The sequence below is a fragment of the Acidobacteriota bacterium genome, assembly GCA_026393755.1.
In the GTDB taxonomy this organism is placed as follows: Bacteria; Acidobacteriota; Vicinamibacteria; order Vicinamibacterales; family JAKQTR01; genus JBAXOX01.
Genome location: JAPKZO010000039.1, coordinates 169,363 through 184,340, shown reverse-complemented (window position 1 = coordinate 184,340; position 14,978 = coordinate 169,363). Strand labels below are relative to the sequence as shown.

Below are 14,978 nucleotides of genomic sequence, written 5' to 3'. Positions count from 1 at the left end.
GCCGATCCTCAACGCTTCTGGCGGCCTGGCGCCGCCTGCGACGTGAGGGCCGAGATGGCGGCATTCAAGCTCGACTCCGAGTCGAGGAGGAAGTTGGCGGCGGTCACGACGCGGTCGCCTTGTGCCAGGCCCCGCAGCACCTGGTAGCCGTCCGGGATTCTGACGCCGACTTCGACCTCCCGGGGTTCGAGGGCGCCGTCGGGGCGGTCGAGAAACACGAGTTTGCGATCCCCCGTGTCGATAATCGCGCTGTCGGGCACGACCAGGCCCATGCCCATGTCGGTGTGCAGGCGGACATCCGTGTACATGTCGGGCTTGAGCGCACCGTTGGCGTTGTTGACCTCGATCCGAACCTTGATCGTGCGGGTCTTCTCCTCAACCGTCGGGGCGACATTCGTGACCGCGCCGCGCCACGCCGTTCCCGGCTGGTACGACAGCGTCACGTCGGCCATCATCCCGAGCCGTACTGTCGACAGATCCGATTCGTAGACGTCGGCGAGCACCCACACGCGCGAGAGATCGGCGAGATCGAAGAGCGTGTCTGCTGGCATCACGCGCATGCCGAGAACGACGTTCTTCTGAACGACGTACCCGTTGACCTCGGAGTACAGGTCGAAGGTGCGCCTGACCGTGCCGGTGCGTTCGACCTCGGCGATGTCCTGCGGGCGGATGTCCCACTGGAGCAGGCGTTGTCGGGCCGCCTCCAGCAGGTCCGCGCTGCCCTGCGCCACCGACGGGATCACGCTCGACCCGAGCTGCTTCCGCGCCCGCAGCGCGAGCAGGTACTCCTGCTGGGTCGCGACCAGGTCCGGGCTGTAGATCGCCAGCATGGGGTCGCCCTTCTTCACGTACATGCCCGTGAAGTCGACGTACAGGCGTTCGACCGTGCCCTCGAACCTGGTGTGGAAGTGGGCGAGGCGCCGCTCGTCCGCTGTCACACGGCCCACGGTCCGAAGCGTCTTTTCGATGCGCATCAGGCGAACGTCCGCACTGCGGAGGCCCAACAGGTTGCGTCGTTCAGGCGTCAGCGACACGAGCGCCCGCCCGGCCACGGCGCCGGCTGACGCCGCGGTCTCGTCCTCGTAGACCGGCAGAAAGTCCATGCCCATGCTGTCCTTCGAGGGTGTGTCTGAGTGGACGCTCGGGTCCATCGGCGATCGGTAAAACAGGATTCGGCGGCTTCCGGTCGCGGGCGCCGCCTGGGCCGCTGGCGCCGGTTGGGTAGCGGGCTCGATCGGCACCAGCCTCATGCCGCAGATCGGGCAGTCGCCTGGAACATCCGACACCACCGTGCGATGCATCGGGCAGTGGTACTTCGCCGCGTGTGCACCAGCCGCAGGCGTTCCAGACTGGGCCGCCCGGCGGCAGCCGGCCCACGTCAGGCCACCGGCCACGATCATCACCAGCACCGCTGCGACCATTCCGTTTCGTGTGATCCGTTTCATCGTCATTACTCCTGGCGCCCTGCCATGCCCCCACCCATCGCACCCGGCACTCCGGATGGCTGGGCCGCGGTCACGGCCCCGACTGCCGCCATTTCTGGTGACGCCTCGAGGCTGGCTTCCTTGATGCTTGCGAGCAGTCGTGCGTGGTCGGTGATGAGGGTCTCCCGTGTCCAGCGGTCCGCATAGAGGGATGTCATCGCCTCGAGCACCGACACAAACGGCACGCGGCCGGACTGGTAATTGGCGATCGCGGCCTCGACCGTCATGCGGTCCTGCGGGACAATGCCCTGATCGTAGAGGTCGACGATCTTCTCGGCGGTCCGGGCTCGCGTGTATCGTTCCTGCGTCCGCAAACGCAACTGCAGTTCAATCGACTCAATCACCCGGTCGTCGCGTTCTGACCGCAGCTGCGATTCGGCAACGGCGCTTTGGCGTTTCGCCTTGTTGAACGGCCAGCTCACCCCGACGCCGGCCAGCCACATCGGACTCAGGCCCCCCCGGTTCATGTAGCTGGCTTGAACGGAGAAGTCGGGCTTGAAGTCGAGCTTGGCAAGGGCGAGGACCGACCGCTCCGTGGCCACGGCGAGTCTGGCCGCGGCGAGGTCCGGGCTGGAGGTGCGGGCCTGTTCGATCATGTCTGGCAGCGATGCGGTCATCGGGTGAAGTGCGAGCTTGGCTGACGTTTCGATGCGTGCCTCGATCGGCCGCGCCAGGAGACGATTCAGCTCAGCGAGCCGCAATTCCGCTTCGGATGCCTGTTCGATTGCGCGCTGTTCGATGCGGGTCACTTCGACCTGGACGCGCAGCACGTCCTGCTGGGCGCCCTCGCCGACGGCGTAGCGCGCCCTGGTGACCACCTCCACCTGCCGCCACAGTTCGCGTTGTTCCTTCGTGAGCTCGGCCAGTTCGCGAGCGAGGAGCAGCCCGTAGTAGGCGCGCGTCACAGCGGCCTCAATCGCGAGCCTCGTACGGGTCAGCTGCGGCTCGCCCTGGCGGGCTTCGCTCATCGCCACCTCCATGCGCTGCTGTCGCTTACCCGGGTAGGGCAGCTCCTGACTCGCCATCAACCCAAGCGTCGTCATTGGCATGCTGCCGAGGCTCGGTGCCCAGCCGTCGTTCGTCAAGATCAAAGAGACCATCGGATCGGGCAGTGCGCCGACTTGACCCGGGCGAGCGTGCGCCGCCTTGATAGCCGCCTGTGCGGCGGCCACGTCAGGATTGCGCGCCAACGCCTCGGCGACTAGCGCCTCCAGGACCGGATCGGCTCCGGGCTGAGGCCGGGCGTCCTGGCCTGCGGCGGCCCACGGCGCCACGAGCAGCAGCGTCACCACTACCGCCGGAATCACTTTCCGAATCGAGACCGCGTTCATGAATCCTCCACGCCGCGACGGCGGACCCGTCACCCCGTACGCGGCAGGCGCCGGCGTACGAAACCTGTTACACACACGCAATGAGAAACAGCAGGGCAAGCCGAAGGACAGGCACTCCTCCGGCGTCAGGGCGAATCAGACGCGCAAGATTCGGACAGGTGGGGATGAACCGCACGTCAACGCCTTCACAGGGCGGGCATCGATGCGGGCGTCGCACGTGGCGACCGGCGTCGAGACGAACAGGGGCGGCGCGACAACCACGACATCGGGAGACGTCGCGGCGCGCGGCACGAGCTCAATGTGGCAGCACGTCATCCCGGTTCCGCCGACCACCGGCGCGTGGCGATGGCAGCAGCTTTGGGATTCGGGCTGATGAGTGGGGGAATCGGGGCCCCTGTCGCGGCAGAGACAGACGCCAGCCGTGGCGTTGAGCATCGCCACCGCCAGGTACGCAATCGCGGCGCACCGAAGAACCCGCCACATGCTCCAATACGAGCATGGAGCGCGAGCTGGTGTCAAGTTCTGCCGTACACGAACGACCCCGGCCGGCAGAAGCCGGCCAGGGTCGTGAGAGGAGCATCCAGGTGCCGCGCGCGCCCGGGAAGAGCGACTACTTCAATTGCGTCAGCAACTTTGCGATCTCGTCCACCACCTGTTTGGCCATCGTCATGTTCTGCTTGGTCGTGTCGTCCGCAGTGGCGGCGGTGGGCCCGGCCATCTCGAGGAACTTGGTCATGTCGCCCTGCGCCGCGATCAGGTGCGTCTTGATTTCGGCCGTCTTGGTCTTGTCGATGGTCCCGGCGAAGTGCCGCGACGCGACGCCCCGGTAGTAGTAGCCGGACGCTTCCTCCGGGAACCGCGTGACGGCGAGGTTGAAGTACTTGTAGGCCTCGTCTGACTTGGAGGCTCGCAGCAGCATGAACCCCGGGTCGTTGAGGTCGAGCGGATCGGTGATTTGCGTCAGATCGATCGAAGAGTAGACCTGCCACGCTTCAGCGTACTGCTTCGCCTTGATGTACTCCGTGCCGAGATAGGTCTTGACGCGCACGTCAGTCGGGTTCGCCGTGACATACAGCTGCAGCTCGGCGGCGGACTCGGCGAACTTGCCTTCCATGTCCAGGCACTGCGAGAGCGCCAGATGCAGGCGATTGTACGTGGGATAGGTCGCGAGCAGCTTCGCATAGACCGCCTTGGCTTCGGCAACCTTCTTCTGTCCGATCAGGGCCCGTGCCTGATCATTGCCGTACGGCACCGCGAAGCTGGGATCGGTGCCCTCTTTGGTCATCTTCAGTTCGATGAGGGGTTCCTTGACCTTGCCGCCGACCTGAACCGGGATCATTCGCGGGTCGAACCCGTCCTTCCAGTACTGCAGCGACCACATGCCTTCGGCGATGTTCTGGAGTCTCCATTCTCCCTTGGCGTCGGTCACGACCTCGGGACCCGCATTGGCGGGAATGAACTGGAACTTGATCGTCACGCCCGGGACGAGCTTTCCCGCCTCGTCGATGACTCTGCCGCCCATCCTGCCCTTGCCGTGCCAGCCTGGCGCCGCCGCCGCGGCCGGAGCCTGCGTCTGAGCCATGCCCGCGCCGACAGAGATGAAGAACGCGATGATGGCAAATCGGAAAATCCTGACCATTGCTTCCTTGTCCCTTCAGAATGCCTGGCGAACGCGACCACAGCCCCTCTCCCAGCCCGTGCGTTCCCGAATGTGTTCGGACTGGACATCGACGACGAAACCGCCGCGCGCCATCGACGGGCGACGCGCGTCTGGCGCCGTCGCCGCGGCGCCGGTCCCAGTACGATATTGGAGTCCGCGTCCGGAGGCAATACCTTGATGGCATAATGGCTCTCTGGCCCGCTGCCGGGCCTGTCGAGGGACCGTTATGAACCGACGCCTTGCAGTGCTGTTGTTGCTGATGTCCGTGTCAATCACCGCACAATCCGGAACCCTCAAGTACCCCGACGCGAAGAAGGTGGCGCAGGTCGACAACTTCTTCGGCACGATGATCGCGGATCCGTATCGCTGGCTTGAGGATGCCGACGCGCCGGACACCCGAGCGTGGATCGAGGCCGAGAACACGATCACGTTCGGGTATCTCGACCAGATCCCCGAGCGCGCGCGCATCAAGGCGCGGCTTATGAAGCTCTGGAACTACGAGCGCTACAGCGCGCCATCGCGCGAAGGCGACTGGTACATATTCAGCAGGAACGACGGTCTTCAGAATCAGTCGGTCATCTACAAGACGAAGGCGCTCGATGTGGCGCCAGAGGTGCTGCTCGATCCGAACACTCTCTCGGCTGATGGCACCGTGGCGCTTGGCGAGAAGTCGTTTTCCGAAGACGGCCGCTACATGGCCTATTCGATCGCGGCGGCCGGGTCCGACTGGCAGGAGTGGAAGATCCGGGAGGTCGCCACCAACAAGGACCTGCCGGAGACGCTCAAGTGGTCGAAGTTCAGCGGGGCGGCCTGGCTCAAGGACGGATCCGGCTTCTACTACTGCCGGTACGACGCGCCCACCGACCGGAACCTGCTTCAGGCGGTCAACAAGAACCAGAAACTCGTCTTCCACAAGGTCGGGACGCCGCAGGACGCCGACGTGATGGCGTACGAGCGGCCAGACAAGCCCGACTGGGGCTTTGCCGCCGACGTGACTGACGACGGGCGGTTCCTGCTGGTGTACCAGACCGAGGGCACCGACAACCGCAACCGGGTGTTTGTGCGCGACCTGAAGAATCCTCTCGGCCGGATCGAGCCGTTTCTCAACGATTTCGACGCGGCGTACACCGTCGTGGGCAATGACGGCGACATGTTCTACGTGCTCACCAACAATGACGCGCCACGGTACCGGCTGGTCTTCATCAACCGCAAGAGCGGGGCTGCCGGTGCGATGACGGTGATCCCGGAGGCGCGCGGACGGGACGTGCTCGAGAGCGTCACGATGATCAACGACCAGTTCGTGACGATCTGGATGACCGACGCGAAGAGTGCGGTGCGCGTCTACGAACTCGACGGATCCAATCCAAAGGAGATCACGCTTCCGGGGATCGGGTCTGTCCCGGAACTGCGCGGGCGCCGGAAGCACCAGGAGGCGTTCTACGCCTTCACGTCGTTCACGTATCCCACGACGATCTACCGGTACAACTTTGGGAAGGAAACCAGCACCGTCTTCAAGAAGCCCAGCGTGGATTTCGATTCAAGCCGGTACCAGACCGAGCAGGTGTTCTACGCATCGAAGGACGGCACGAAGATCCCGATGTTCATCACGCACGCCAGGTGGGTGACGAGGAACGGGCGCAATCCGACGGAACTGTACGGCTACGGCGGTTTCAACATCAGTTCGACGCCGGCCTTCTCGCCGGCCACGGCCGCCTGGCTCGAAATGGGTGGCGTGTATGCGGTCGCCAACCTTCGGGGCGGCGGGGAGTACGGCCAGGCCTGGTACGACGGAGGGCGGCTGAAGAACAAGCAGAACGTGTTCGACGACTTCATGGCCGCCGCCGAGTACCTGATCCATGAGAAGTACACGTCCACGCCGAAACTCGCGATCGCCGGCGGGAGCAATGGCGGCCTGCTGGTGGGCGCTTGCCTGACGCAGCGCCCCGATTTGTTTGGGGCGGCGCTGCCGGCGGTCGGCGTGATGGACATGCTGCGCTACCACAAGTTCACCATTGGCTGGGCCTGGAAGTCCGACTACGGCGATCCCGACACGAAGGAGGGCTTCGAGATCAACATCAAGTATTCGCCGCTGCACAACATCAAGCCCGGCACGAAGTACCCTGCAACGCTCGTGACGACTGCCGATCACGACGATCGCGTCGTGCCCGCCCACAGCTTCAAGTTCGCGGCCACTCTTCAGGCCGCGCAGGCGGGAACCGCTCCCGTGCTGATCCGCATCGAGACGAAGGCCGGGCATGGCGCCGGCAAGCCGACGGCCAAGCAGATCGAGGAACGCGCCGATGTGTTCGGATTCCTGGTGAGGGAACTGAAGATGACGCTGCCGGGGACGTTTGCCCCGGCTGTCGCGAAGTAGCGCCGCTCGGGCGGGCGAGCGGCCGGGGGAATGGACATGCTTCGTTGTCATGGCGTCACAATTGGGATTCGGCAGATTCGTTTCACGCTTCTTGCCACGGCGGTTGCGTGGGTCGTGCTCGCGGCGATGACGCCCGGTCAGACTGGCGGAGGCCAGACCATCGCGGGAAGCTGGCGGGTCTACTCCGAGCGTCTCTTCTACGACCGCGGCGGCGCCGGGACCACCATTACGGCTGTTTCCACGAGGTTGGAGATCCTCCCGGACGGCACGTGGACGTTCGGCAGTTCCAACGGGAAGTGGCGGATCGCGCCCATTGCGGTCGGCGACTGGAAACGTTGGGGCACCAAGCCGTACGGCCCGACGCGCAGGGCCGTGTTCGAGGGCTGGCACCCCGGCACCGCGGATGGGCCGATCGAGGAGGAACCGGGCCGCGTGAACTTCGTGTGGGTGATCTACCACGCGGATCCCCCAGTGGTGCGTGCGCCGGGCACGGTGCAGATGAAGTTCGGCCGTTGAGCGAACCGGGCGCTTCCGTCTTGCGCTCCGCTGGACCATCCTGGATAGTCGTGCCTTACATCGGGAGTTGTCACACATGATCAGTTCGAAGTCCATCGTTGTGCTTGCCTGTCTGGCCGTTGCCGGCTGCGCGACAGCAGCTTCGGCGCAAATCGATGCGCGGATGCTGCGCTATCCGGCGGTCTCAAAGAACCAGATTGCCTTCGTGTACGCGGGTGATATCTGGCTCGTCTCGAAGAAGGGCGGCACGGCCGTGCGACTCAGCTCGCCGCCCGGTGAGGAATCGTTCCCACGGTTTTCTCCTGACGGAACGAAGATTGCTTACAGCGCCTCGTACGACGGCAACACCGATGTCTACGTGATTCCGGCTGCCGGCGGCGAACCCGTGCGTCTCACCCATCATCCGATGGGTGACCGCGTGATCGGGTGGACACCGGACGGCACGCGGGTCCTGTTCGCGTCTGGCCGCGAGAGCGGCCGCCAGCGCTTCAGCCAGTTCTTCACGGTCGGCGTCGAGGGAGGTCTGCCCGAGAAACTCCCCGTCCCGTACGGCGAATTTGGCACGTACTCCCCTGACGGCAGGCAGTTCGTCTACATGCCGATGTCACAGGACTTCCGAAACTGGAAGCGGTACCGCGGCGGGTGGGCGCCGGATCTGTGGCTCTTCGATTTGAAGACGTTCGCGTCGAAGAACATCACTGCCAACGAGGCCAACGACGCGCAGCCGATGTGGCACGGCGATACGATCTACTTCCTCTCGGACCGCGGCGCAAACCAGCGCAACAACATCTGGGCCTACAGCGTGACGAGCGGGAAGGTGCGCCAGGTCACCCGGTTCGATGACTTCGACATCACGTTCCCCTCGCTCGGCCCGGACGGCATCGTCTTCCAGGCCGGCGGACGGTTGTACTTTCTCGATCTCGCCACGGAAAAGCCGGCGGAAGTTCCGGTGAGCGTCGTCACCGACGAAGCGACGCTCAGACAACGGACCGCGAAAGTGGAACCGCTCATCCAGAATGCCGCCGTGTCGCCAACCGGCAAGCGCGCCGTGTTCGAGGCGCGCGGCGACGTGTTGACGGTGCCGGCGGAATTCGGCGCCGTCGTCAACATGACCCGTTCGTCGGGCGTGGCGGAGCGCTATCCGCGGTGGTCCCCCGATGGAAAGACCCTTGCGTACTGGAGCGATCGCAGCGGCGAGTACGAGCTGACCCTGCGTCCGGCGGATGGGACGGGTCCGGAACAGACCGTCACCAAACTCGGTGCGGGGTTCCGCTACCCGCCGCAGTGGTCGCCCGACAGCAAGAAGTTGGCGTTCATCGACCAGGCAATGCGCATCCGCATTCACGACCTCGACGGGAACCGCACGACCGCAATCGACCAGTGCCCCGACTGGATCGCGCATGACGGCCTCGAGAACTTCCGCTTCCAGTGGTCGCCCGACTCACGGTGGCTGACCTACGCTCGGCCGACGGCCAGCGCCAACAGCGCGGTGTTCCTGTACGACACGAAGGCGGCAAAACTGCACCAGGCGACGACCGGCTATCTGAACGACACGCAGCCGACTTTCGATCCGGAAGGGAAGTACCTGTTCTACGCGTCGGATCGTGAGTTCGAGCCGGTCTACGGCAGCTTCGACAACAGCTGGACGTATCCGAATCCGACGCGGCTGGTGGTCCTTCCGCTGCGGAAGGACGTCACGTCTCCACTGGCCGCGCGCAACGACGTGGAGAATGCGGCCCCCGATGCCGGCAACAAGCCGGCTGACAAGAAGGGACAGCCGGCCGGGAAGACCGACAAGCCGGAGGACAAGCAGGGCGAGCAGCCGAAGCCGGACGACAAGAAGGAAGAAGCGAGCCCGGCGGCGCCGGCCAGCGTCGAGATCGACCTCGACGATTTTGAATCGCGCGCCATCGTACTGCCCCCCAAGGCGGGCAGTTACGCCGACCTGCAGGCGATCAAAGGCAAGTTGCTGTACCGGCGCCTGCCACGGGCCGGCTCCGGCGAGGAGAAGAGCCCGATCGTGTACTTCGATCTCGCCGAGCGCGAGGAGAAGACGGTCCTGGACGAAGCCGGCGGGTTCGAGGTGACCTTCGACGGCAAGAAGATGCTCGTGGCGAGCAAGCGGAAGTTCGCCATTCTCGACATCAAGCCGGCGCAGAAATTCGAGAAGCCCCTGGCGACCGCCGACATGGAAGCACCGGTGGATCCCCGCGCCGAGTGGCGCCAGATCTTCGCCGACGTCTATCGCTTCGAGCGCGATTTCTTCTACGACCCGAACATGCACGGCGTGGACTGGGCCGCGTTGCGGACGCGCTACGGCCGGCTGCTGGACGAGGCGGTGACGCGCTGGGACGTGGATTTCCTGATCGGTGAGTTCATCGGCGAGCTGAATGCGTCGCACACGTATCACGGCGGCGGCGACATAGAACAGGCGCCGCAGCGGTCGGTCGGCCTGCTCGGGGTGGACTGGGAGCTTGCCGGTGGCGCGTATCGCATCAAGCAGATCGTCCGCGGGGGGCCGTGGGACGCCAGCGTGCGCTCGCCGCTCGACGAGCCCGGTCTCAACGTCAAGCCGGGCGAGTACGTCCTCGCGGTGAACGGCGTGGCCATCGACGCCAGGACCGATCCCTGGGCCGCGTTCCAGGGCCTGGGTGACAAGACGGTCGTGCTGACGGTGAACGCGACGCCTTCGACGACGGGCGCGCGGCAAGTGGTCGTGAAGTGTCTCTCCAGCGAGGTCGAGTTGCGCTTTCGCGCGTGGATGGAGCAGCGCCGGCAGATCGTCGACAAGGCGACCGGCGGCAAGGTCGGCTACATCTACGTGCAGAGCACCGGCGTGGACGCGCAGAACGAGCTCATGCGGCAGTTCATGGCGCAGTGGAAGAAGGACGGCCTCGTCATCGACGAGCGGTGGAACAGCGGCGGGCAGATCCCGGACCGCTTCATCGAGCTGCTCAACCGTCCCATCCTGGCGTACTGGGCCGTCCGCGACGGCGCGAGCCAGCAGTGGCCTCCGGTCGCGCACCGCGGGCCCGAGGTCATGCTGATTAACGGATGGAGCGGATCAGGCGGCGACGCGTTTCCCACGTACTTCCGCGAGGCTGGTCTCGGGCTGCTCGTCGGCACGCGGACGTGGGGCGGCCTGATCGGCATCAGCGGCGCACCGTCGCTGGCCGACGGCGGTAGCGTCACCGTCCCGACGTTCCGGATGTACGATCCGAAGGGGCAATGGTTCGCCGAAGGACACGGCGTCGAGCCGGATATCAGCGTGGAAGACGATCCTACCGAGCTCGCCAAGGGCGTCGACCCGCAGTTGCAGCGAGCCATCAAGGAAGTGATGGATCGCGTGGCGGCGGCGCCGAAAGGACCGGCACGTCCCGCGTACGAGAAGCGAATCCCCAAGGGCGGCGTCCAATAGAACACGGCCTATAATGAAGGCACACGCATCCCGCGCCGGGCAACCTCCCGGGCCGTCGTGGTGGCCACGCGGCTCTCGTGGGAATGGCGATCACGACACCCGGAGCCGATCCGGCAGGAGGACAATCCGATATGCGAACCCGTTCTGTCGCGCTGCTGAGCGCAATTCTCGTGCTGACCTCAACATTCGGCCTCAGCGCCGACGTCAAGTCGCAGCAGAAGACCCAGATCAAGTTGGAAGGCGTGCTCGGCAGCGTTGCCGGGATGTTCGGCGGCAAGGCCATGAAGGAGGGCACGGTCACGACCATCGCCGTCAAAGGGAACCGGCGGATGTCGACCACCGACACGAGCGCGGAACTGGTCGATCTGGATGCCGAGAAGGTGTATCGCCTCGATCTGCGCGCCAAGACGTACACGGTCAAGACGTTCGACGAAATGCGCGCCGAGTTCCAGAAAGCGATGGCCAAGGGAAAGCAGGAGGCCTCCCGGGAGAAGTCCGACGCCAAGCAGCCGGAGATGGAGTTCAACGTCGACATCAAGAAGACCGGCGAGAAGAGACTGGTTGCGGGCGCCTCGTGTGATCAGGTCATCATGACGCTGACGGTGCACGAGAAGGGCAAGACCGTCGAGGATGCGGGCGGCATGATTCTTACATCGGACATGTGGATGGCGCCGAAGGTTCCCGCGCTGCAGGAGCACATGGCGTTCGAGATGAAGTACTTCCAGAAGCTCTATGGCGATCAGGCCGTGCCGGCTGCGCGCGATCTGGCACAGGTGATGGCCACGTACCCCGGGATGAAGGACGCGATGGCGCGCATCCAGTCAGAAGGCCAGCGGCTCGATGGCACGCCGATGTTGACCACGATGACGGTGGCTGGCGCGTCGGGCCCAGGCGGCTCCGACACGCGGGCCAACAAGGACAGCGGCGGCGGCAGCCCGATCGGAGGCGCGTTAGGCGGACTGCTCGGCCGGAAGAAGAAACCTGAGCCGGCGGCGGAAGGCACGGCTGGCGCTCCAGGCGCCAAGACGCGCACCACAATCCTGACAACGGTCACCGAGGTGTTGTCGATTGAGACAGCCGTAGCAGCTGGCGACGTGGAAATCCCGGCCGGCTTCAAGCAGAGGTAGCGATTAGATAGAAACAGGCCGGACCGCCCGTCGGGACGATCCGGCCTGTTCCCACACCTACCGCCTGACCCCGGTTGCCACGGGGGGCGTCCTTACTGTCTGACCAGTTGACCGCGCAGAACGCCGGCCGTGTTCAGCCCCGAGTAGAGGTTGAAGTAGTACCCGGCCGGGTTGGCGAGAATCCCGCTGGCGACAGCCGACGTCACAGTCACGCCGTTGATGGTGATGAGCACTGTACCGGTCGGGCTCAGAATTGGAGCCGTCTGCGATATCGGAAGCGCCACCACCGGCGCCCCAAGCGCGCCAGCCGCTCCCTGGTGGACGTAGCCCGCCACAATGGCTGACCCGTTGTCGAGCGGGTACGGGAGCACGCCCTGCGTCAACAGGCCTCTGAGAGAGAGGGAGAAGCTCGCCGTGTAGTCGCCGCCAGTTGTCGGCGTCATCGTCATCTGGAGCGATCCGGTCGCGCCGGCTTCAAGAGCCGTGGCGCCACCGAGATAACCCGCCGGCGGCACGTTTGACGCGCCTGCCAACTGGGCCACAAGTGTGACCAACCCGGTCGGCACCGCAGGGCTGATGCTCTTGTCGCAGCCAGCCGCCACAAGACTCATCGCGCACACGAGGACCACAAAGCGCTTCATCGTAGGGGACCTCCTCCAGTAGCAGTTTCCAGAAAGTCGAATCATACACGAGGCGGGGGCGCCGAGGCCACCGGATATCGCGCGGGTGGTCAACTCCTCCGTTTCCTTGAAGTTACGGCTCAGGTCAGGGACCCGGCCTGAGCGCTCATCGAATCGGCTTGCCCACATTGAGCTTCTTCGTGGCCGCGATCCGGGCCAGGGTCCTGGCGGAAGGACCAGGCGTGAGGCTCTCAGTCAACCGTCAGGGTCTTACTCAGGTTTCTCGGAAAGTCGGGATCGTGCCCTCGGGCGACGCTCATCTTGTAGGACAACATCTGCAAGGGAATCGTCGCCAGCAGAGGATTGATCAAGGCGCCGGCGGCCGGAAGCGGCACGATATCGTGGGCGTTGCCGGTCAGCCGGCTGTCCGGCTCCGCGATGGCGATGGCGCGTCCGCCCCTGACGGTGACTTCGTTGATGGCGCTGATCAGCAACGGCACATCGTCCGGGCCGACGACGAAGATCACCGGGTAGCCCTCGTCGACGGCGCTGAGCGGGCCGTGCTTGAATTCGGTGCTCAGCATCCCCTCGCAGTGGGCGTACGTGATCTCCTTAAGCTTCAATGCGCCTTCGAGCGCGATGCCGTATGTCAGGCCATAGCCGAGGGTGTAGAGGTCGCTTCTCGGATTGACGCTGGGCAGGATTCGATCGACGTGGGCGTCGGTTGTGTCGATCGTCTGTTCCAGCAGATCCGGCACCGTCCGCAGCGCCTTGGTGTCGTGGCCGCCGATCCGCATCGCCAGATAGAGGAAGGCGAGCACCTGGTTGAGGAAGGTCTTGGTCGCCGGCACGCTGATTTCGTACCCGCACGCCAGCGGCAGGTAGGCGCTCGCATGGTGCGCCAGCGATGAACCCAGCACATTGAGCAGGCCCAGGCACCTGGTGCCCGCTCGTTCGGCGACGTCGAGCGCGCTCAGGACGTCCTTGGTCTCTCCGCTCTGGCTCACAAAAACTACCGCATCGTCTTTGGTGAGTGTGGGCCCGTACTGCGCCACAAACTGCGGGGCCAGCACCGGGATTGCGGACCGGCCGGCGAGCCTGGCCGCGTACACCGCCCCCACCATGCCTGCGTGGTAGCTCGTGCCGCATCCGACGTAGTAGAGATGCTGCGCCGATCGCATGGCGGACGCCATTACGTCCACATGGCGCGACGCCTCGAACAGGTGGAGCAGCTCCCGTGCGACGTCCGGCTGCTCGTGGATCTCCTTGAGCATGAAGTGCTCGTAGCCGCCCTTGACGGCCGCGTCCATGCCCTTGGTGAACACTTCGGGATCGCGCTCGACGCGCGCGCCGTCGGCCACGCTCCAGAGACTGGCGCCACCGGGATCGAGCACGACGATCTCGCCGTCGCGCAGGCGCACGATGCGGGTCGTCAGCGGCAGCAGCGAGGGCAGGTCGGACGAGCAGCACGTAAAACCGTCCCCCAGGCCGACGACCAGGCCTGAGCCCTTCTTGAAAGCGTACAAGCGTTCGTCGTGGACCGACGCGATCACAAACGCGTAGTCGCCCTCGAGCACGTCGTAGGCGCGGCGGATCGCCTCCACCATGTCGAGGCCCTGATTCACGTATCGCTCGACGGCGTGGACGCAGGACTCGCCGTCGTTGGTTGAACGGACGGTCAGGCCCTCGGCGATGAATTCCTGCCTGAGTGCGACGTTATTGACGACATTGCCGTTGTGGGCGCCGACCAGGTCGCCGTCGCTGTCGAGATGCGGCTGCGCGTTGATCTGCGACGGGGCGCCGAACGTGGCCCAGCGGAGCTGGACGATGCCACGGTGGCCTCTCAGCGCCGAGAAACCGAGGCGCGGCGCGACTTCGTCAACCTTGCCGACGTCCTTCCGCAGATCGACGTGACCCGCGCGATCGATGGTCGCGGCGCCCACCGAGTCGTAACCGCGGTAAGACAGACGCCGCGCCGCGCCGAGCAGGATCTCGCCCAGGGGTTGGTCGTCTCGCGTAACGATGCCGAAGATTCCACACATGGTCCGATAGTGTAGCGCGGGATTGCTGGCGGCTGTACGCCGACCCCGCCGGCACACCGTCTACATCATGTGCTTCTTGATCTGGCGGTCGAGGCCGTGGATGTGGGACCGAATCGCTTTGAGTTTCGCGTGATCGTGCGCCTCGACGGCTGCATCCCGCTCCTTCTTCAGGACGCGAATGCGTGCCTTAAGGGCGGCCTTATTGATCCCCACCACATCGTGATGCTCGTGAATGGGGATATTCAAGGCCTTGCAGATCGCAACCAGCAGATGATCCTTGTTCATCTGCGAGTACCCCTGCACGGCGTCATGCTGAATCTCTTTGGCAATCTCGCGCAGATCGAAGACCGTCTTGTCCTTCAGTTCGTGATACGTGTGCGCCATGTCGATGGACCTCATATTCGCA

General features: G+C 64.9%; 11 protein-coding genes. 5 read left to right on the top strand and 6 right to left on the bottom strand.

Translation table 11 applies throughout. From position 1 onward, the window contains the following. Positions 1-8 precede the first annotated feature (8 nt). Positions 9-1,445, bottom strand: a complete 1,437-nt coding sequence (locus NTV05_17030) for an efflux RND transporter periplasmic adaptor subunit (GenBank protein MCX6546101.1) — start codon at positions 1,443-1,445, stop codon at positions 9-11. Positions 1,446-1,450: 5 nt separating this feature from the next. After that, a complete protein-coding gene (locus NTV05_17025) occupies positions 1,451-2,815 on the bottom strand; it encodes a TolC family protein (GenBank protein ID MCX6546100.1) in 1,365 nt (454 codons plus the stop codon). On the opposite strand from NTV05_17025, the gene NTV05_17020 reads away from it, so the two are divergent. Then, positions 2,814-3,188, top strand: a complete 375-nt coding sequence (locus tag NTV05_17020) for a hypothetical protein (GenBank protein MCX6546099.1) — start codon at positions 2,814-2,816, stop codon at positions 3,186-3,188. The two genes, NTV05_17025 and NTV05_17020, sit on opposite strands and share 2 nt — an antisense overlap. 237 nt (positions 3,189-3,425) lie before the next feature. Here the strand turns inward: NTV05_17020 and NTV05_17015 are convergent, their stop codons facing one another. Further along, a complete protein-coding gene (locus NTV05_17015) occupies positions 3,426-4,454 on the bottom strand; it encodes a carboxypeptidase regulatory-like domain-containing protein (GenBank protein MCX6546098.1) in 1,029 nt (342 codons plus the stop codon). Between the two features lie 247 nt (positions 4,455-4,701). Here NTV05_17015 and NTV05_17010 point away from each other — a divergent pair, with 247 nt between their 5' ends. The 4 genes from NTV05_17010 to NTV05_16995 all read left to right on the top strand — a co-directional run bounded on the left by NTV05_17010 (position 4,702) and on the right by NTV05_16995 (position 11,910). Beyond that, complete coding sequence (locus NTV05_17010) at positions 4,702-6,849, top strand: prolyl oligopeptidase family serine peptidase (protein ID MCX6546097.1); 2,148 nt, start codon at positions 4,702-4,704, stop codon at positions 6,847-6,849. A 36-nt stretch (positions 6,850-6,885) separates the two neighbouring features. After that, positions 6,886-7,365, top strand: coding sequence for a hypothetical protein (locus NTV05_17005; protein MCX6546096.1), 480 nt, complete (start codon positions 6,886-6,888; stop codon positions 7,363-7,365). 76 nt (positions 7,366-7,441) lie between these two features. After that, on the top strand, positions 7,442-10,783 hold the full coding sequence (locus NTV05_17000) for a PDZ domain-containing protein (protein MCX6546095.1): 3,342 nt from the start codon (positions 7,442-7,444) through the stop codon (positions 10,781-10,783). Positions 10,784-10,914: 131 nt separating this feature from the next. Next, a complete protein-coding gene (locus NTV05_16995) occupies positions 10,915-11,910 on the top strand; it encodes a hypothetical protein (protein ID MCX6546094.1) in 996 nt (331 codons plus the stop codon). A gap of 92 nt (positions 11,911-12,002) precedes the next feature. Here NTV05_16995 and NTV05_16990 read toward each other — a convergent pair whose 3' ends face one another. The 3 genes from NTV05_16990 to NTV05_16980 all read right to left on the bottom strand — a co-directional run bounded on the left by NTV05_16990 (position 12,003) and on the right by NTV05_16980 (position 14,956). Continuing rightward, positions 12,003-12,551 carry a CHRD domain-containing protein gene (locus NTV05_16990; protein ID MCX6546093.1) on the bottom strand — a complete coding sequence of 183 codons (549 nt, stop codon included), beginning with the start codon at positions 12,549-12,551 and terminating at the stop codon, positions 12,003-12,005. Positions 12,552-12,781: 230 nt separating this feature from the next. Next, on the bottom strand, positions 12,782-14,572 hold the full coding sequence (gene glmS / locus NTV05_16985) for a glutamine--fructose-6-phosphate transaminase (isomerizing) (protein ID MCX6546092.1): 1,791 nt from the start codon (positions 14,570-14,572) through the stop codon (positions 12,782-12,784). Positions 14,573-14,632: 60 nt separating this feature from the next. Then, positions 14,633-14,956: a Rho termination factor N-terminal domain-containing protein gene (locus NTV05_16980; GenBank protein ID MCX6546091.1), complete on the bottom strand. Its 324-nt coding sequence runs from the start codon at positions 14,954-14,956 to the stop codon at positions 14,633-14,635. Positions 14,957-14,978: the final 22 nt, after the last annotated feature.

Excerpts from the sequence above, each read along its gene's own strand:
- NTV05_17020 (MCX6546099.1), top strand. The coding sequence starts at position 2,814 with ATGAATCCTCCACGCCGCGACGGCGGACCCGTCACCCCGTACGCGGCA.
- NTV05_17025 (MCX6546100.1), bottom strand. The coding sequence starts at position 2,815 with ATGAACGCGGTCTCGATTCGGAAAGTGATTCCGGCGGTAGTGGTGACG.
- NTV05_17005 (MCX6546096.1), top strand. The coding sequence starts at position 6,886 with ATGCTTCGTTGTCATGGCGTCACAATTGGGATTCGGCAGATTCGTTTC.
- NTV05_16990 (MCX6546093.1), bottom strand. The coding sequence starts at position 12,551 with ATGAAGCGCTTTGTGGTCCTCGTGTGCGCGATGAGTCTTGTGGCGGCT.
- NTV05_17015 (MCX6546098.1), bottom strand. The coding sequence starts at position 4,454 with ATGGTCAGGATTTTCCGATTTGCCATCATCGCGTTCTTCATCTCTGTC.
- NTV05_16995 (MCX6546094.1), top strand. The coding sequence starts at position 10,915 with ATGCGAACCCGTTCTGTCGCGCTGCTGAGCGCAATTCTCGTGCTGACC.
- NTV05_17000 (MCX6546095.1), top strand. The coding sequence starts at position 7,442 with ATGATCAGTTCGAAGTCCATCGTTGTGCTTGCCTGTCTGGCCGTTGCC.
- NTV05_16980 (MCX6546091.1), bottom strand. The coding sequence starts at position 14,956 with ATGGCGCACACGTATCACGAACTGAAGGACAAGACGGTCTTCGATCTG.
- NTV05_17010 (MCX6546097.1), top strand. The coding sequence starts at position 4,702 with ATGAACCGACGCCTTGCAGTGCTGTTGTTGCTGATGTCCGTGTCAATC.
- glmS (MCX6546092.1), bottom strand. The coding sequence starts at position 14,572 with ATGTGTGGAATCTTCGGCATCGTTACGCGAGACGACCAACCCCTGGGC.
- NTV05_17030 (MCX6546101.1), bottom strand. The coding sequence starts at position 1,445 with ATGAAACGGATCACACGAAACGGAATGGTCGCAGCGGTGCTGGTGATG.